18 protein-coding genes and 1 pseudogene are annotated in these 18,418 nt (G+C 42.2%); 12 read left to right on the top strand and 7 right to left on the bottom strand.

The features are described from left to right. The first annotated feature begins 106 nt into the window (after positions 1–106). From O3798_RS02900 to O3798_RS02880, 5 genes are all read left to right on the top strand, one after another. Complete coding sequence (locus O3798_RS02900) at positions 107–811, top strand: metal ABC transporter ATP-binding protein (protein ID WP_371463156.1); 705 nt, start codon at positions 107–109, stop codon at positions 809–811. Beyond that, positions 760–1,569, top strand: coding sequence for a metal ABC transporter permease (locus O3798_RS02895; protein ID WP_371463154.1), 810 nt, complete (start codon positions 760–762; stop codon positions 1,567–1,569). The genes O3798_RS02900 and O3798_RS02895 overlap by 52 nt, the downstream gene beginning before the upstream one ends. A gap of 113 nt (positions 1,570–1,682) precedes the next feature. Further along, positions 1,683–2,399 carry an MBL fold metallo-hydrolase gene (locus O3798_RS02890; RefSeq protein WP_371463152.1) on the top strand — a complete coding sequence of 239 codons (717 nt, stop codon included), beginning with the start codon at positions 1,683–1,685 and terminating at the stop codon, positions 2,397–2,399. Then, on the top strand, positions 2,381–2,971 hold the full coding sequence (locus tag O3798_RS02885) for a TetR/AcrR family transcriptional regulator (RefSeq protein WP_371446010.1): 591 nt from the start codon (positions 2,381–2,383) through the stop codon (positions 2,969–2,971). Before O3798_RS02890 ends, O3798_RS02885 begins: the two co-directional genes overlap by 19 nt. A 29-nt stretch (positions 2,972–3,000) precedes the next feature. Next, positions 3,001–3,939: an AEC family transporter gene (locus tag O3798_RS02880; protein ID WP_371463150.1), complete on the top strand. Its 939-nt coding sequence runs from the start codon at positions 3,001–3,003 to the stop codon at positions 3,937–3,939. Positions 3,940–4,020: 81 nt separating this feature from the next. Here O3798_RS02880 and purR read toward each other — a convergent pair whose 3' ends face one another. From purR to O3798_RS02855, 5 genes and pseudogenes are all read right to left on the bottom strand, one after another. Beyond that, a complete protein-coding gene (gene purR, locus O3798_RS02875; protein ID WP_371463148.1) occupies positions 4,021–4,848 on the bottom strand; it encodes a pur operon repressor in 828 nt (275 codons plus the stop codon). 231 nt (positions 4,849–5,079) lie between these two features. After that, positions 5,080–5,412 carry an ASCH domain-containing protein gene (locus O3798_RS02870; RefSeq protein ID WP_350338409.1) on the bottom strand — a complete coding sequence of 111 codons (333 nt, stop codon included), beginning with the start codon at positions 5,410–5,412 and terminating at the stop codon, positions 5,080–5,082. Positions 5,413–5,442: 30 nt separating this feature from the next. After that, positions 5,443–6,249, bottom strand: a pseudogene (yidA, locus tag O3798_RS02865) (sugar-phosphatase); the annotation flags it as partial. A gap of 466 nt (positions 6,250–6,715) precedes the next feature. Next, the gene (locus tag O3798_RS02860) at positions 6,716–8,068 is read right to left on the bottom strand and encodes an HD domain-containing protein (RefSeq protein WP_371463146.1); all 1,353 of its coding nucleotides are present in this window, start codon (positions 8,066–8,068) and stop codon (positions 6,716–6,718) included. 128 nt (positions 8,069–8,196) lie between these two features. Beyond that, entirely contained in the window at positions 8,197–9,021 is an 825-nt protein-coding gene (locus tag O3798_RS02855) for a biotin/lipoate A/B protein ligase family protein (protein ID WP_371463144.1), read from the bottom strand. A 189-nt stretch (positions 9,022–9,210) separates the two neighbouring features. Between O3798_RS02855 and O3798_RS02850 the strand changes: the two genes are divergently transcribed. The 5 genes from O3798_RS02850 to rpiA all read left to right on the top strand — a co-directional run bounded on the left by O3798_RS02850 (position 9,211) and on the right by rpiA (position 15,614). Next, positions 9,211–9,903 (top strand): response regulator transcription factor, encoded by a 693-nt coding sequence (locus tag O3798_RS02850; RefSeq protein ID WP_048710937.1) that lies wholly within the window; start codon positions 9,211–9,213, stop codon positions 9,901–9,903. After that, positions 9,890–11,098, top strand: coding sequence for a sensor histidine kinase (locus O3798_RS02845; protein ID WP_371463142.1), 1,209 nt, complete (start codon positions 9,890–9,892; stop codon positions 11,096–11,098). The genes O3798_RS02850 and O3798_RS02845 overlap by 14 nt, the downstream gene beginning before the upstream one ends. A gap of 95 nt (positions 11,099–11,193) precedes the next feature. Continuing rightward, positions 11,194–11,958 carry an exodeoxyribonuclease III gene (locus O3798_RS02840; protein ID WP_371446020.1) on the top strand — a complete coding sequence of 255 codons (765 nt, stop codon included), beginning with the start codon at positions 11,194–11,196 and terminating at the stop codon, positions 11,956–11,958. A 65-nt stretch (positions 11,959–12,023) separates the two neighbouring features. Beyond that, entirely contained in the window at positions 12,024–14,867 is a 2,844-nt protein-coding gene (uvrA, locus tag O3798_RS02835; RefSeq protein WP_371463140.1) for an excinuclease ABC subunit UvrA, read from the top strand. A 78-nt stretch (positions 14,868–14,945) separates the two neighbouring features. Continuing rightward, positions 14,946–15,614 carry a ribose-5-phosphate isomerase RpiA gene (rpiA, locus tag O3798_RS02830; protein WP_048783754.1) on the top strand — a complete coding sequence of 223 codons (669 nt, stop codon included), beginning with the start codon at positions 14,946–14,948 and terminating at the stop codon, positions 15,612–15,614. A 50-nt stretch (positions 15,615–15,664) separates the two neighbouring features. On the opposite strand, the gene O3798_RS02825 is transcribed toward rpiA, so the two are convergent. After that, positions 15,665–16,018, bottom strand: a complete 354-nt coding sequence (locus tag O3798_RS02825) for a hypothetical protein (RefSeq protein ID WP_371463138.1) — start codon at positions 16,016–16,018, stop codon at positions 15,665–15,667. A gap of 102 nt (positions 16,019–16,120) precedes the next feature. Between O3798_RS02825 and O3798_RS02820 the strand changes: the two genes are divergently transcribed. Then, complete coding sequence (locus O3798_RS02820; RefSeq protein ID WP_371463135.1) at positions 16,121–17,107, top strand: YeiH family protein; 987 nt, start codon at positions 16,121–16,123, stop codon at positions 17,105–17,107. Between the two features lie 12 nt (positions 17,108–17,119). Further along, positions 17,120–17,311, top strand: a complete 192-nt coding sequence (locus tag O3798_RS02815; RefSeq protein ID WP_371463133.1) for a pyrimidine-nucleoside phosphorylase — start codon at positions 17,120–17,122, stop codon at positions 17,309–17,311. 42 nt (positions 17,312–17,353) lie between these two features. Here the strand turns inward: O3798_RS02815 and fni are convergent, their stop codons facing one another. Continuing rightward, positions 17,354–18,418 carry a type 2 isopentenyl-diphosphate Delta-isomerase gene (gene fni, locus O3798_RS02810; RefSeq protein WP_371463131.1) on the bottom strand — a complete coding sequence of 355 codons (1,065 nt, stop codon included), beginning with the start codon at positions 18,416–18,418 and terminating at the stop codon, positions 17,354–17,356.

Genomic DNA, 18,418 nt, shown 5'->3' with positions numbered 1-18,418 from the left:
TTCCAGATGATGCTTCCAAAGCCCGAAACATTGACGGAGTGCACTCAATATGCTATTCTATCCATTGTATAAAAAAGAATCACTACGATTTAGAAAGGAGAAAGGTATGAGTTATATTTCAGTAGAACATCTTTCTTTCTCATATGAACAAGAGACAGTACTTGAAGATATTAGCTTTACAGTGGAACCGGGTCAGTTTGTGATTTTGACTGGGGAAAACGGAGCAGCTAAGTCTACTTTAGTAAAAAATATTTTAGGACTCTTAACACCAAAGAGTGGGAAAGCCACTATCGCAAAGAAAAATAGCAATGGCGAGAAGTTATCGATTGGATACGCTCCGCAACAGATTTCTTCTTTTAATGTAGGGTTCCCATCAAATGTGTATGAACTTGTGGCGTCAGGTCGTTACCAACAAGGGCGCTGGTTCAAAAAATTAAATGCAGAAGATCATGAACATATCGAACGCTCTCTTAAATCCGTAGGAATGTGGGAGCAACGCAATAAACGTATCGGAGATTTATCAGGAGGACAAAAACAACGCATCTGTTTAGCACGAATTTTTGCGACAGACCCAGATTTATTCGTCCTCGATGAACCAACTGCCGGTATGGATAAGGCTTCTAGAGAACGATTCTATCATCTATTACACCACGCTTGCGCTCATCACGGGAAAGCCATTTTAATGGTCACTCATGAGGAAGAAGCGCTTGAACAATACGTGGATAAACATATCCATCTGCAACGAAAGGAGGATTCTCCATGGAGATGTTTTTCTATGGTTTCATGCAAAGAGCATTCATCTCAGGAATAGCGATGGCTTTTATCACGCCGATTCTTGGATTGTTCTTAATTCTTAGAAGACAGTCGCTGATGGCCGACACCTTATCGCACGTATCCCTTGTTGGGGTGGCGCTAGGATTTCTTTTGGGGATGAATCCAACACTCACAACGCTAATTGTGGTAATTATCGCAGCAGTTTTCATCGAAGCGATTGGAAAATATTTTAGAGGCTATTCTGAGATTACCGTTGCAATTCTAATGTCGGGAGGAATGGCGATTGCCCTTATCCTGATGAATATGCAAAAAGGTCGCTCGACACTCAGTGTTGACCAGTTCTTATTCGGTTCAATCGTGACGATTACAAATGAGCAAATGTGGATTATGATTCTACTAGCAGTTGTCGTCGTTACGTTATACGTGATTTTCCGTAAACCACTGTATGTATTGTCGTTTGATGAAGATACAGCGATGACAGCAGGATTACCCGTCCGCTTGATGACAAACCTCTTTACGATTATCACAGGGGTTGTGATTGCAGTGATGATGCCAATCGCAGGGTCACTTCTAGTGTCAGCCGTTATTGTATTGCCAGCATCGATTGCACTTCGAGTGAGCAGTAAGTTTAATGGCGTTATAATCGGCGGAATTATCATCAGTCTGATTGGTTTCTTTGCAGGACTTTCCGCTTCCTATATTTACGAAGCACCTCCGGGAGCCGCGATTACATGTGTGTTCCTTGTGATTTTATTTATCTCATTTATCGTGAGTGCCTTCCGTAAAAAAGCATAATGAACAAAGCTTACCATTTATTTGGTAGGCTTTTTTTATTTCTTGACTTGAGTGAAAAAAGGGTTTATATTACGTGGTAACCAGTGGTTAGTATTGACAGTTGAGGTGTTGAAATGAATCAATTGATATATCGTTTAATTTCAAAGAGAAAGAGAATTAGTCCACATATTGAAAAATTCGAGTTTGATATTGGGATATTCATTGTTAGTATTTGGGTTGTTGAAAAGAATAACCAATACTTCTTAATTGATAGTGGTTTAGCTAAATTATTACCCCGAATGGCAGAGTATGTTGTTCGTAATTTTTATGATAAGGAAAGAGTTTCTGGAGTAATTTTAACGCATGGGCATTCTGACCATATTGGGGGAATTCCAAGATTAAAAACACTATTACCAAATCTTCCTATTGTTATCGACAGCAGAGAAATCCCTTTTGTCTCAGGAGAAAAACCATATCCTGGTCGAGAAAAGCTAGAGCCAATAACTTTTAAAAAGCAGGATTTCATTGAACTAGGAACTCCCGAGTCAAATGAGTTGTTAGAACAAGCAGGGCTCAAAGCAATTCATTCACCAGGGCATTCGCCGGGACATACCTGTTATTATCATGCAGAGGATAATCTATTAATTGGAGGAGATCTTCTGACGACGAACAGAGTGGGAGTGTTGAATGCACCAATGAAAGAATATACAGCAGATATGCTGAAAGCTTTAGAAACAGCTCATTCAGTATTGAAAGAATATAGCCAAGCTATACTTTCTGTTGCTCATGGTGGAGAAGTGAAGAATGCATTTCAAGAAATGGAGAAAAGTGAATGGTTTCAGAACAGTTAACAAGGGATAGAATCTTAGAAGCTGCAAGTAGTCTTTTTGCAGAAAAATCTTTTCAGGAGGTTGGGATTCGAGAAATTGCCAAACGTGCAGGATGCTCTCATACAACCATTTATCTTTATTTCAAAAATAAGGATGAAATTCTGTTTGAAGTTGCCAGTGCCCCGCTAGAAAAGTTATATCAAACTTCTTTAGAAATCTATCAATCGAACGAGAGTGTAGAGGATAGATTATTAGGAGTTTGCCATCATTTTATTCGCTTTGGATTTCAATATGCGAGTTCTAATCAGCTTCTATTTATTGTTGAAGGGGAAGAAGTTGATTTACCCGAATTCACAAAACCAATTAATCAGTTAAGAATGAAGAGTTTCAACATACTAAAATCTTTAATTGAAGCAGTATTACCTCACTCAATTAGTGAAGAAAAATTATTCAATATTGTCCGAGGAACCTATTTGTTTTTACAAGGAATGGTGATTAACTACGCTTCTGGGGATTGTGGATATAACGAAAGACTGCAGACAATTGTTACAGATTACTTAACTTTCACATTATTGGATCGAAAGAATCTGTAAGAAAATAACTATTTTTGGAGGATAAGCATGTGATTATACAGGCGTTATCGAGTATGGTGACGATTCTAGCGGTCATCGCGCTCGGCTATCTCTTGCAGGCCAAGGGATGGTTTCAAGAAGGATTCAGTAAGAGCATTGCGGATTTGATTTTGAAGATTGCTTTGCCAGCGTCCATCTTTGTTTCAGTATTAAAATTTATAACAAAAGAACAACTCGTGAGCTTCTTTGGAGCGAGTCTATATTCGTTGATTACGGTGATTCTAGGGTACATCGTGGCATGGGGCGCTGTAGTTTTGTTCAAAGTTCCGGTTGGAAGACGCGGGGTGATGCTCAATACATTCGTGAATGCGAACACCGTCTTTATGGGATTGCCGCTGAACCTCTCTCTTTTTGGAGAAGAAGCGATGCCGTATTTTTTGGTTTACTACGTGATTAATACATTGTCGATTTTCACCGTAGGGACTTATGTCGTAGCGATTGACCGTCCTGATGGAACCAAAAATAAAGGAATCGAGTGGAAGAGTCTCTGTTCACCACCGCTCATTGCGTTTCTAGTGGCTTTAGCAGTTGTGGCGCTTGGAATTCCAGTTCCATCATTTGCACAAAATTCCATTAATATAGTAGGAAGTTTAGTGACGCCATTGTCGCTCATGTATATCGGGATCAACCTTCAGCAAAGTGGTCTTGGAACGTTGCGCATCGACCGCGACACCGTACTTGCTCTAGCAGGCCGCTTTATTATTTTTCCAATATTAATGGTACTAGTGTTACTTGCTGGAGGAGCGGATAACACCTTATTAAAAGAAACCTTTATTATTCAATCCACTATTCCAACACTGGTGATTATGCCGATTTTAGCGGCAGAAGCTAAAGGAGATGTTGATTTTGCGACGAATGTGGTGACAATGACAACCATTGCCTACTTAGCGGTATTGCCATTGTGGTCCCTATTCTTATTTTTCATTTAGCGAAATTATCATATATGATAATTTTTCATGCATACAAAAAGCGAAGAACCAATTTGGCTCTTCGCTTTATTTCATTTTATCTTATAAAAATTCATGTGTATCAAAGAAGTTTCCTAGTTCTGCTTTGATTGTTTGTGCTTCAGTATCAATCTCTGTAATCTTGATGATTGAAGAGTAGTCTGTTACGTTGTGGTTTGAAACCCCAGATTCACAGAACACAACCGCACCTGCTGTTGTTGAATCAAACTCTTGAATAAGGCTACGCATACCGTTGATTGTACCGCCGGCTTTCAAGAAGTCGTCGACGATTAATACGTTTGATCCGCTTGCTAATGTACGTTTTGATAATTCCATTTTCTCAACGCGAGAAGAAGAACCTGAAACGTAGTTAATACTTACTGTAGAACCTTCCGTAATTTTTGAATCACGGCGCACGATGACGAATGGTACGTTTAAGTAGTTCGCAACGGTTTGTGCGATTGGCACCCCTTTTGTTGCAACAGTCATAACTGCATCAATTTTCTTATCTTCGTAAGCAGATGCAATCATTTTCCCTAGATCATGTAATACATCTGGTTTTGCAAGTAAATCAGAAAGGTAAATATATCCCCCTGGCAACAAGCGACTTGCATCGTTCATTTGCTCTTTTAGTTTTTCCGCAGCAGCCAATGCTTGTTCGCGTTTGATTTTCGGAACAAAAATCACGCCCCCTGCAGCACCCGGCACTGTGCGAATAATCCCTACACCTTGCTTTTCAAAAGTCTTCTTGATAATAGCAATATCCTCACTTATAGAAGATTTTGCGGACTGATACAACGCTGTAAATGTTGTTAATGAGATTAACGTATGTGGGTTATCTAATAGACGTTGTGTCATATCGATTAAACGTTCACTTCTTTTTAATTTCATTGCCTCGTCCTCCTTTTTTTGTTTAAGACACTATTATAGTATACACAAAAGTACGGAAATTACAACTTTTTAAACCTGTAATATTCGGGAAAACAGCAAATAAAACCTTGAAAATCAAAAGAATGTTCCTAATTTTATTAAGAAAAGCTAAAAATTAGTCTTCTTTCAGGAAATCTACGTTAAATTTCCTGAGAAAGATAAAGAAAAACGAGCCTAATGAGGCTCGTTTTGTTATATACGTTTGAGTTCGATGCCAACAACACCGTATTGTGCTTGTTTTTCCTTCGAATAGTAAGTCAACATGTCATCGGGATGTGCGTTCTCCACGTCTTCTGAAGTATACCCACATTGTAGTAGCGGGAGTTTTTCATACAGTTCTCTAAAGTCTTTAAAGACATGTAATTGAACCACTTCGCACAGTGTCGTTTGCGAAGCATCTTCGGTATTGGTAAATCGAATGTGATTACCAATTTGAATCGATTGACGCTTCTCATCGTAAAGACGAAGTTCAATCGTTTTTTGACCGGACGCAATGGAAGCATACGGTTTTGGGAAAAGAGTCATCTCATGTAGCATGACTAGTTCTCCTTGTTTTAGTACGAATTTTTCAACGGCCACAGCAACGCCATCTTCATCGTTGGTTGTTGTCACGAAGTTGGCGATTTCTTTGATCGAATCAATCGCATTTCCCATCGCGACGCCAAGACCCGCGTATTCAATCATGTCACGGTCGTTCTCGTGGTCGCCAAGACACATCACTTCATCGCGTGTAAGGCCAAGTTTATCGGCTAGATGATGCACGGCTTTTCCTTTGCTCGCTTCAGGGTGAATCACTTCGAGGTAGAAACCTGCGCTACGGAAGATGTTGTAACGGCTCTTGAAGTCGTCAGAAAGATTTGGAATTAATTCTTCTAGCACTTCAGGTTCATCCACAAACATGATTTTGACGAATTCTTTGTCCGTTGGAATGTCTTTGTATAATTGGTGCACGATTGGCATTCCTACAAGTTCACTTTCATGAATCGAGTATTTGCCGACTGTTTCTGTTGGAACGTAAATCGCTTCTTCGTCGATGGCGTGATAGTGCACATTGTATTTTGTAGCGTAGTTGTTCACGCGCTCTAAATCATCATGTGTCATTGAGAAACGCACGAGTGCTTTTTTCGAACCCGTTTGTTGTACCAAAGTTCCATTGTAAGTCACGACATAGTCATGGTCGTTTACTAAGTCAAGTTCTTGAAGCAATCCTTCTACACCAGGATATGGGCGTCCTGTACAAAGAACCACATAGACTCCTTGTGCGCTTGCAGCGTTTAAAGCAGCCTTTACTCGTGGTGTGATTTCGCGTTTTGAATTGATAAGTGTGCCGTCGATATCGATGGCGATTAATTTGATAGCCATAGTTCCTCCTTGAAAATTGTTGAATAGCGTTAAGTAGTGTTTTGAGCTGGATAATTGGACGTCTTTTAAATAAGAATCTGAGCAAAAATACAATGCTTAATTAACCATTACGGAAATCTTTCGGAGAGCTCCGTAAAATATGGAAAACACAATATACCTTATAAGGTATATTGTGTTTTTTATTTATAAAAAGTAATTGGTAGATGATGCTCACATCCTGTGTAGTTGAACTCGGGCTCACAGGACTGACGTCCACTTCCCAAAACGTACGCAGAACGTTACACGTTCCTTCTGTCGTTTCGGTCCAGTGATTCAGTCCTGAGCGTTCGCCCTCGTATCCTGTGTAGTTGAGTTCGGAAAAGCAGAGGCTCAAGCCTTTCGAGGTTAGTCCGCACGACTTGTACCAAGTCCCTTGCGGCTAACCTGCGAACCGTCATCGCCTCTAAACGCTTTTCCTCACATCCTGTTATTTCATTTGATTCGAAAATACGTCCAATTGTGCAGCGATATTTTGAAACTCTGCATAGTCGTCCATGAAGAGGCCGTTTTGCATTTCGCCGCTGACCATTTCGCGAGGGAAGTAAAGGCGTTCGTCACCACGTACTTTTCCGGAAATTGCATCTACAATCGAACTTACTTGAGACAACTCAACCATATTACCATTGCGTTCTACAAGCTCGATTTGCGTTCTTGGTTTAATCGAATCTGGACGATAGAAATCGTATGGTAAGTCGAAACTGTTGTTAATGGCAGTGTAGTATTCTGGATCGAACCCAACTTCTTCTACGATTTGTTTCATGCGTTCGATTTGAGCGCCATCATTTGTGCGGTTAAATGGCACTGATTTAAACGGACGACGGTTGATGAAACGATCTGACAAGTCGCTCAAGATGGCATCTTCTTCTAGTAACCAGTGAGAGAAGTATGTGTTTAACACGCCATCATCGAGACGTAAGTAGTCTTCCAATGTCCATGTTCCTTCGAAGAAAGGTTTCAAGAACGTTGCAGAGTGTCTTAATGGATTCGATTCTGAGTTGTAGCAAGCTGCCGCGCGTTTTAATAAGTGATTTAACACGACTTCCATCCCACGAGAAACTGGGTGGAAATACACTTGCATGTACATTTGATAACGGCTCACGATGTAGTCTTCCACCGCGTGCATTCCAGAATACGTAAATGCAATGCCGCCTTTATACGGACGAATCACACGAAGGATACGTGTAAGGTCGAACGTTCCGTAGTTCACCCCTGTGAAATAAGCGTCACGAAGCAAGTAGTCCATACGGTCCGCATCGATTTGGCTTGAAATCAATTGCACTACTTGAGGGTTTGGATGAGTTTTTTGAATCACGCTGGCCACTTCTTGCGGGAAAGTAGAAGAGACTTTACGTAAAATTTGGTTCACTTCTGTTTCCTCAGATAAGATGATGTCAATCGTGATTTGTTCATGGTTTGTATCAAAGATTTTCTCGAAAGTATGAGAGTATGGCCCGTGCCCGATATCATGCAAGAGGGCAGCGCAGAGCACGACAAGGCGATTGCTGTCGTCCCATAGTCCGTCGCCTTCTTCTTGTGTTGCGTAGTTACGCGCAAAGTTGTCGCAAATACGACGGGCGATTTCATATACCCCAAGAGAGTGAGAGAATCGTGAATGTTCCGCTGTGTGGAAAGTATACATAGACGCTCCGGTTTGTTTGATTCTGCGGAGACGTTGCATTTCACGACTATTAATTAATTCAAGAATAATTGGATGTTGCACGTGGATATAATCGTGTACTGGGTCACGAAATACTTTTTCACGTTTAAATGCTTCAGTCATGCGTTTGACGCCTTCTTTCGGTTAGATTGTGAATAATACTCATAAGCACTTTCAGTTTATGCTATTTTCGGTAGAAAAGCAAGAGGGGTAACCGTTTAGAATGCTTTTATACCGCGTTTTTTAACGGATTATTGTCGTTTCACAAAACGCTCGAGTGCTTTTTGGAAATCTGGAGTGTGAATAAAGTCTGTTTCGTTCTCTTCCAGCGTGCATCCAAGTTTCGTTAAAGCCTGCAATACGCGGACTTGAACGTCTTCAATCGTGAGGTCGATTCCAAGCGCGTCACTAATATTCCACATGCTATCGGCGTTGACTTCTGGGAAATGCCATTTCGTTTCTTCCCCTTGAAGTGCGTGGTCATAGAAATCACGAACAACACGGCCACGACGGTTTTGGTCACCGTATACGCTGAGGTAAATCGAAACACAGACAACATCTTTCAAACGGCGTTGTGCAATCCCGGCAATTTTACGCTTTTGAATGCTTAAGTCATAGTCTCCTGGACAGTAGGAGTCTGCCACTTCAAAAGCTTCGATTCCACCAAGGGCCTTCGCTTCTGGGAAAGTCGACTGGATGAGTTGTTGCATCCATTCGTAGGCTTCGTTAATCGTCGGCATTTGTTTATTTTTAAAAAGCAGGCTGATGTTTAAGATACCTTCGTTACTCACAACGGCAAGGCCACCTGCTTGGCGTACAACAGGCGTAAAACCATGAGCATGCAGTCTTTCAAGCCCTTGTTCGAGATAAGGCACCTTCGTATCGGTCATCCCAAGAATCACGATATCTTCAAGCGTCCAGAAGTGAACGAATGGACCGTCTTCTTCCTTTGTCAGATGACGAATCAGCGTCTCATCGAGTGCAAATGGCGTTAGCATTTCTTCTAGTTTTTCAGTTTTTGGAATTTGTGTGGCAACCAATTGAATGGTTTGCTGCTGAATAGGTGATTGAGTCATACGATTCTCCTTTAGAGTTCTTCGTGTTTCATTATAACAAAAGTTCGCGGGATGGTCGTGTTAGAGGCCGTTTTTAAGCCATTTCTTAGGAATTTATTAAGTAAACATCAAGAATCGTAAAAATTACTAGCAAAAAAGTAATATTTTTAATACGATAAGGTAGAAAAAGAATGAAAAGAGGGAATGCTCATGAAAATTTTAGTAGTAGATGATGATCGCGAAATCGTTGAATTATTGACGATTTACTTAAAAAACGAAAATTATGAAATTGTAAAAGCCTATGACGGGAAACAAGCCCTTGAAAAATTAAAAATGTATCCAGATATCGACATGATTATCTTGGACATTATGATGCCTCGCTTAGACGGAATCTCAGTGGTGCATGAAGTGCGTAAAGAAAATGCACAATTGCCAATTCTATTATTAAGCGCGAAATCAACAGATATCGATAAAATTCAAGGCTTAACAAATGGTGCCGACGACTACGTTACAAAACCATTTAACCCACTTGAAGTTATCGCGCGTGTGAAATCATTATTACGTCGCTCAACGATTACACAAGAAGGCCCAGCTAACGAAGAAATTACAATCGGACCTTTAACAATTAAGAAAGAATCTCACCAAGTCACAACAACAGATGGCACTGAAATTCAATTAACCGTATTAGAATTCGGAATTCTATACTTGCTTGCAAGCCATCCAAACCGCGTATTTAGTGCAGATGAAATCTTCGAAACGGTATGGCAACAAGAAAGTATCGTTTCAACAAAAACGGTAATGGTACACGTAAGCCACCTTCGCGACAAGATTGCCGAAGCAACTGGCGGAGAAAAAGTCATTGAAACAGTATGGGGAGTAGGCTACAAGATTGAAGACAAATAATAAAAAAGTTCTTCACCTTCGAAAAGTTAAAAATGAACCGACACTCTTGACGCTCACGCCAAAGGAAATCAGCGAACTCGTACTAGAAGGAATTGTGACGCTCTGTATCGTATTCCTTTTATACTTAGGAATTCTCGTGATGGTCAGCCAACTCATTAATGAGCCAGGCTTCATCTCAGTGGAGTTCTCTGCTCGTGAAGTATGGCATATCGAGCGTGATCAAATTGTGTTCTATAAAAACATCTTCACGATTACATCGGTCGTTTTTGCAGTGGCATTTACTTACTGGCGCTTGATGCGAAGATACCAACAAATGCAGTTAAACCATATTTTGGAGGAATTGCATTTGATTGCGGACGGACAGTATGACAGACGAATTCCGTTCAGACTCTCAGGAGACATGGGACAAGTCGTGAACTCGATTAACCGCTTGGTGGATTCGACCGTAAACGCGTTAGAGGATGAACGTGCGATTGAGAAGTCGAAGGACGAATTGATTACCAATGTATCGCATGATATTCGTACACCATTGACGTCGATTATCGGGTATCTCGGATTGATTGTAAATCAGCCAAATGTCGAGAGCGCCGATGCGAAACGCTATGCGGAAATCGCGTATTCGAAGGCGGAACAGATGAAATTACTCGTGGACGACTTATTTGAATATACGACGACGCGTCCGAACGGGGCACCGCTTAGACTCAATGATATTCCAATCGTGAATTTCTTAGAGCAAGTAGCAGCGGACTTCGAGCTCGAGGCGCAAAAACGCAAGATGGCGATTGAAGTCTTGCCGAATAACCGCGATGTCGTGCTTGAACTCGATGCCGAGAAAATGGTGCGCGTGATTAATAATCTCTTATCGAATGCGATTAAATACGGCCACGAAGATTCTGTCATCACGATGGAAGTCTTAAGAAATGATGGAGTCGTGACAATTGCCGTTCGAAACGCCGGAGATCCAATTTCGAAAGAAGTGTTGGAACAACTCTTTGCACGTTTCTACCGTGCAGAAGCATCCCGTTCAAAAGAAACAGGCGGAACTGGACTTGGTCTGGCGATTGCCGAGAACATTGTAAAGTCGCATGGTGGTATGATGTATGCTGAATCTGAAAATGGTCAAACAAGCTTCTATGTTTGCTTGCCAGAAGAAAATCAAGGTTCACTCAAACAATTTAAAGAAAAACTCAAATAACCAGAAGGAGGCAGAAATGCTTTCTGCTGGTTATTTTTATTCGCAAAAAGGCTCTAGAGTTGATACTATGGAAGGGACATAATGGAGGGAAAACAATGAAATTAGCAACGTGGAATGTGAACGGAATTCGTTCTGTATTAAATAAAGGGGCTCTACAAGAGTACGTATTAGAAAGTAATCCAGATATTTTATGCCTACAAGAAACAAAGGCGCAACAAGAACAAGTGGAACTTGGAATGGAGTTTAGCGAGTATGATGTGTATTTCAACTCGGCGGTGAAAAAAGGCTATTCTGGAACGGCCATCTTCACCAAAGTAAAACCACTGTCGGTAACATATGGCATCGGCATTGAAGAACATGACCAAGAGGGACGTGTGATTACAGCCGAATTCGAGAAATTTTACTTAGTGACGGTCTATACGCCAAATGCGAAACGCGACTTATCACGTCTAGCGTATCGCCAAGTATGGGAAGATGATTTCCTCGCATACATCAAGAAGCTAGAAGAGACAAAACCCGTGATTTTCTGTGGCGACTTGAACGTGGCGCATAAGGAAATCGACTTAGCGAATCCAAAGACAAATGTGAATAACGCCGGATTCACTAAAGAAGAACGTGCGAAATTCGACCAAGTTGTCGCAAACGGCTTAGTGGATGCGTTCCGCTACTTACATCCTGATACCGTAGGGGCGTATAGCTGGTGGAGCTACATGGGTGGCGCTCGTGCACGAAATATCGGATGGAGAATTGACTATTTTGTCGTATCCGAAGCACTCGCACCGCTTCTAAAAGAAGTCGATATTCGTAGCGATGTCACAGGAAGCGACCACTGTCCAGTGGAAATCGAAGTGAAACTGTAAGAACATTTGTTCGCGTGCAGAAAGTCTGATACAATAGAGGTATCGATTAAAAAAGAGGTATAGAAATGGCAAAAGACCATATTGTCGTGCATGGCGCACGATCTCATAATTTAAAAAATATTGATGTAAGCATTCCTCGGGACCAGTTTGTCGTGATTACAGGCTTATCAGGGTCAGGGAAGAGCTCGCTTGCGTTTGATACATTATACGCAGAAGGTCAACGTCGTTATGTAGAGAGTCTATCTGCATACGCACGTCAATTTTTAGGGCAAATGGACAAACCAGACGTGGATAGTATCGACGGCTTGAGTCCAGCGATTGCCATCGACCAAAAAACAACGTCCCGCAATCCGCGCTCAACGGTCGGAACGGTGACAGAGATTAACGACTATTTGCGTTTATTATATGCGCGTGTGGGGAAACCTATCTGTCCAAATGACGGCACGCCGATTGAAAGCCAGTCCTTGGAACAAATGGTAAACCGCGTCATGGCGATGCCAGAGAAGACAAAGATTCAAGTGTTGGCACCGGTTGTCGTTCAGAAGAAAGGCGAGCATAAGAAAGTTTTCGAGAAAATTCAAAAAGACGGCTATGTGCGTGTGCGCGTGGATGGCGAGATGCATGAAGTAACTGAAGAATTCAATCTCGAAAAGAACAAGAAACATAATATTGAAATCGTCGTGGACCGTATCGTTGTGAGCGATAAGAGTCGTTCCCGTCTATTCGATTCGATTGAAGCGGCTCTTCGTTTAGCGGAAGGCTATGCGATTGTCGATGTGATTGGTGGAGAAGAACATCTCTTCAGCGAACACCATTCATGTCCGATTTGTGGATTTACGGTGGGCGAATTAGAGCCACGTCTCTTTTCATTCAATGCGCCGTTTGGAGCGTGTCCGGAGTGTGATGGTTTAGGGTCGAAGCTTGAAGTCGACTTAGATTTAATCGTTCCTGATAAGAATTTAACGCTGGAAGAAGGAGCGCTTGTTCCTTGGAATCCAATTAGTTCGAACTATTATCCAACGATGCTGGAACAATTTTGTAAACAGTTCAAGATTCCGATGAATATTCCATTCGAGAAATTGACGCAGTCGCAGAAGAATATGGTGTTATACGGGTCGGGAGACGCGACCTTTAAGTTCCATTATGAAAATGAATTTGGTGGCGTTCGTGACGTGGAAATTCCTTTTGAAGGAGTAGCCGTCAACGTAGAGCGCCGTTACCGTGAAACGAATAGCGATTTTACGCGTGAACAAATGCGCCAATATATGAACGAATCAGAATGTAAGAAGTGTCATGGATTCCGTTTAAATGAACAGGCGTTGTCTGTCAAAGTCGGAGGCAAAAACATTAGTGAAGTGTTGACACTCTCTGTAGATGATGAGATTGATTTCTTCAAAGACTTAAACTTATCCGAAACTGATGAGCAAATCGCAGCTCCAATTTTAAAAGAAGTAAGCTCTCGTTTGAAATTCTTACGCAATGTTGGGTTGCAATATTTAACATTGAGTCGTGCTGCTGGAACGTTATCAGGGGGAGAAGCACAACGAATTCGTTTAGCGACGCAAATCGGGTCAAATCTATCTGGCGTGCTCTATATTTTAGACGAGCCATCGATTGGACTTCACCAACGCGACAATGACCGCTTAATCGAGTCATTGAAGAGTATGCGTGACCTTGGAAATACCTTAATTGTCGTAGAACATGACGAAGACACGATGCGTGCTGCGGACTACTTGATTGATATTGGTCCAGGTGCGGGTGAATTCGGTGGTGAGATTATCGCAGCAGGGACTCCAAAAGAAGTGGAGAAGAATGCGAAATCACTGACAGGACAATACTTAGCTGGGAAGAAATACATCCCAGTCCCAAGCGAACGCCGCACAGAAGATAAAGGCTGGATCCATTTAGAAGGCGCTGCGGAAAACAATTTACGTGGCATTGATGTGGATGTGCCGCTCGGACGTTTTGTAGCCGTGACAGGGGTATCGGGTTCTGGGAAGAGCTCGCTTGTCAATAGCGTATTGAAGAAAGCTTTAGCGCGTGAGATTACGCGTACGAAGGAAAAACCAGGGAAGTTCAAGAGCATTTCTGGATTTGAGAGCCTCGATAAGATCATCGATATCGATCAAAGCCCAATCGGAAGAACACCACGAAGCAATCCAGCGACGTATACGGGTGTATTTGACGATATTCGTGATTTATTTGCGACAACAAATGAAGCAAAAATCCGTGGATACAAAAAGGGGCGCTTCAGTTTCAACGTGAAGGGTGGACGATGCGAATCTTGTAAAGGGGACGGCATTCTGAAAATAGAGATGCACTTCCTGCCAGACGTATATGTGCCGTGTGAAGTGTGCCATGGAACACGTTATAACTCTGAAACGCTTGAAGTGAAATACAAAGGAAAGAGTATCGCGGATATTCTTGAATTAACGGTCGAAGAAGCGGTGGAATTTTTCCAAGCCGTACCAAAAATCAAACGTAAATTACAAACGATTAAGGATGTTGGACTCGGCTACGTCACCCTTGGCCAATCTGCCACAACGCTCTCTGGAGGAGAAGCGCAACGGATGAAGTTAGCCAGCGAACTCCAACGTGTCTCAACAGGCAATACCTTCTACGTGCTTGATGAACCAACAACTGGCTTGCATACAGACGATATCGCACGCCTACTTGAAGTGTTGAATCGTTTAGTTGAAGCAGGGAATACCGTGCTTGTCATCGAACATAATTTAGATGTGATTAAGACCGCTGACTATATCATTGATATGGGTCCAGAAGGCGGTAGCGGTGGTGGACTTGTCATTGCGACAGGGACGCCTGAAGAAGTGGCGAAAGATAAAAATAGCCATACGGGTCGTTATTTAAAACGCGCCTTAGAAGCAGCCGAATCGCATAAAAAGAAGTAGAAATTTACGAGAAGAGATAGTTTGAAGAAAGTAGTTATGCTATACTCAACATAGATCATTTCTCAGGGGGAAACTTGAATGAACATGAAAGAATTAGTCGGCAAGAAAGCCGCAGAATATGTAGAAAGTGGAATGACGGTTGGTCTAGGAACGGGTTCAACAGCCTACTATTTTGTAGAAGAAATCGGTCGCCGCGTGAAAGAAGAAGGTCTTGAAATCGTGGGAGTAACGACTTCTTTAGCAACGAAGAAACAAGCAGAAGCGCTTGGGATTCCGTTGAAGAGTGTGGATGAAGTGGATTATATCGACGTAACGATTGACGGCGCAGACGAAATTGCTCCAGATTTTTCAGGAATCAAAGGTGGCGGCGGTGCATTATTATTCGAAAAAATCGTTGCCGAACAATCAAAAAGTGTTATCTGGATTGTAGACGAATCAAAAATGGTCGACTACTTAGGTCGTTTCCCATTACCAGTGGAAGTGGTACCTTATGGGTCAGAACAATTATTCAAACGTTTTGAAGCGCTAGGATACAAGCCAACATTCCGCGAACGTGACGGAGAACGTTACTTAACCGATAGCAAAAACTACATTATTGACTTGGATGTTTATCCAATTAAAGACCCAATCGCATTTGGAGAAAAAATCAAAGGCATGACAGGCGTGGTAGAGCAAGGGCTCTTCACAAACATGACGGATATCGTGCTTGTTGGAACTCCTGATGGGGTTGTCGTAAAACAATTCTAAAAATTAACCGCTTAGATTCAGCATGGATATGTGATTCTAAGCGGTTTTTGTTATAGTGTATTTTTAATTTTTTGAATCTCTTCTTCAGATAATCCGGTGTGTTTCATGATTTCTGTGATAGGAAGATTCATTTTAAGAAATGCCAAAACTTGACCTTCTTTAAGTCCAGCTTCTCTAGCGGTCTCTTTGGCATATTCGATTGTTTTCCAATAGACTTCTTCGTATTTTTCCATTTGTTCCGCCATCTTCATTTCCTCCGAATCTAAATTATAGAAATCAACAACAGCATAAGCGTCTTGAATTTCTTTGGATGCTTTTGCCGTGATTGTACCATTTTTAAGGAAATTTCTCCACGAATCGTAAAAGCGGTTTTTGATTGGAGTTAACCGTGTCGAATTGCACACGGTTTATTTTAGAAAGATGATGCACTTTTTCAATTTGTGTAAGAAAATCAAGGCGGAGTGTGCTATACTAGTAAAGATTTAGTATTGAAAGGATCTGATAAAATGTCATCATTCATGGAAAAAAGAAAAGGATTGTTGTGTACATTTGCTATAGCGGTTGTCTCAGTGATGCTCGATAAGCTATTCCCAGTCATTGGGAGTGCGGTATTTGCTATTATTTTAGGGATGGTCTTGAACCAATTTTGGAAAATCCCAAGTGATTTTAGACCGGGGATCAATTATTCAGCGAAAAAATTATTACATTACTCCATTATCGCACTAGGATTTACAATGTCGTTTGCGCAGGTGAGCCAAACAGGTGCATCATCGTTCCCAGTGACGATTGTGACCATCTCGATTGCGTTTCTAACAGCGCTACTTGTAGGAAATTTCTTCAAATTGTCTCGTCCACTGAAGATTCTTGTTGGTTTCGGGACTGCGATTTGCGGGGGATCTGCGATTGCGGCAGCTTCACCGATTATTAGAGCAGAAGATGATGAAGTCGCGTTGTCAATTTCAACCATTTTCCTATTCAACGTCATCGCGGTATTCCTATTCCCATTCTTAGGACATATGATGGGCATGGACGCGTCGCAATTCGGACTTTTCGCAGGGACAGCGATTAACGATACATCAAGCGTGGTTGCAGCCGGCGCAAGTTACAGTGCAGAAGCGTTAGAAATCGCGACAATCGTGAAACTTACTCGTGCGTTGATGATTGTTCCAGCTTGTCTCGTATTATCATTTGTCGAAGCACGTCGCATGAAACAAGAAGGACAAAGCGTTCAATGGAAGAATATCGTGCCAATGTTTATCATTTGGTTCATGGTCGCTTCCATCATTACAAGTGTGGGATTATTCCCAAATTCCCTTGTACCGTATGCAAAATTAGCATCTAACTGGTTGATGGCGATGGCATTAGCAGGTATCGGTATGCAAGTATCCTTCCAACAATTCAAAGAAGCAGGGGCAAAACCAATCTTAACCGGTTTAGCTACTTGGTTTATGGTGACTGTCACTAGCTTAATCATGCAGTACTTCGTTTTATAGAAAGGACGCCGTATGAAAAGATTATTGGGACTCGGGTTTTGGATTAGTGCCTTGTACTTTATCTTATATACGAAAATTCCAGCGCTACAAGCTTTCGTGAATACACCAGTAGGGCCGTATGTGCATGTCGTGATGGTTATTTTACTCATCGTGGGGATTTTCTTCTACGTACTGCGCATTATCCATTACTTATTTTTCCCATAGAAATAGAAAAGAGCTTAGGCATTGCCTAAGCTCTTTTTGCTTTTAACGTTGTGCAAGATGTTTCCAATCAATCCCGCGGGCATCACACCAGTTTTGGAGGCTTGGTGCGACCACGATAGGAGCTTGTTGGAGACTAGAAATACTATCTGCACCGACAAGCGTTAAGATCGATGTCAGTTGCTCTTTCCATGTTTGAACCGTATGAATGGCGTCTGGAAGAGAGTCGTCTTTACGTACGAGATGCAACATTTCACCAGACAATCCGACAAGGCTGGCTCCCAGAGCGAAGCATTTAGCCATGTCCATTGGCGTCTTCACACCGCCAGAAGCGATGATTGGGGTGCGGCTTCCTTGGGCTTCCATGAGCGACGTCAAGGTCGTTTGGCCCCAGTCTTCTAGGAAATCAAGTTTATCTTCCTTGCGACGGCCGTTTTCGATTTTGGCGAAATTCGTACCGCCAGTACCGCTAATATCGATGGCAGCTACACCAATACTCTCTAGTTGCGCGATGGCTTCACGGCTAAATCCGAATCCGACTTCCTTTACGATGACTGGAACGGAACTTGTTTTAACGATGGCTTCGATGTTTTTAAGCCAATTGCTAAAGATGCGGTCGCCTTCTGGCATCACGAGTTCTTGTGCACGGTTGACGTGAATTTGAATCGCGTTGGCTTCGATGAGTTCGACGGCACGTTTAGCAGCTTCGGCGTCGTAATGCGCACCAAGATTCGCGAAGAGAATACCGTTTGGATTTTCCTGGCGAATCACCTTGAAGCTTTCCGCACTTTCAGGAAACTTCATCGCGATACTCATCGAACCAGTCGCCATTGCCATACCTGTTTCACGAGCCAAGATGGCTAAGCGCTGGTTTAACGCAGTCGTTAGCGGACTTCCACCCGTGATGGCGTTGATGAAAAAGGGAACATCGAAGGTGAGGCCAGCAAGTTTCGTTTGTAATGTTACATCCGCCACATCAACGGTCGTGAAGGGATGATGCACGAAGCGCGTTTCCACGAACTCGGGAGCACTCGTTGCACGGTATTGCTGGTTCGCATGACCTACATGCTCGTCCTTTCGATTCATTTGTTGTTGAAATAAATCCATCAT

The organism is Granulicatella sp. 20925_1_45 (assembly GCF_041433555.1).
In the GTDB taxonomy this organism is placed as follows: Bacteria; Bacillota; Bacilli; order Lactobacillales; family Aerococcaceae; genus Granulicatella.
The sequence above is the reverse complement of the archived record's forward strand: the minus strand, read 5'-3'. Positions and strand labels throughout refer to the sequence as shown.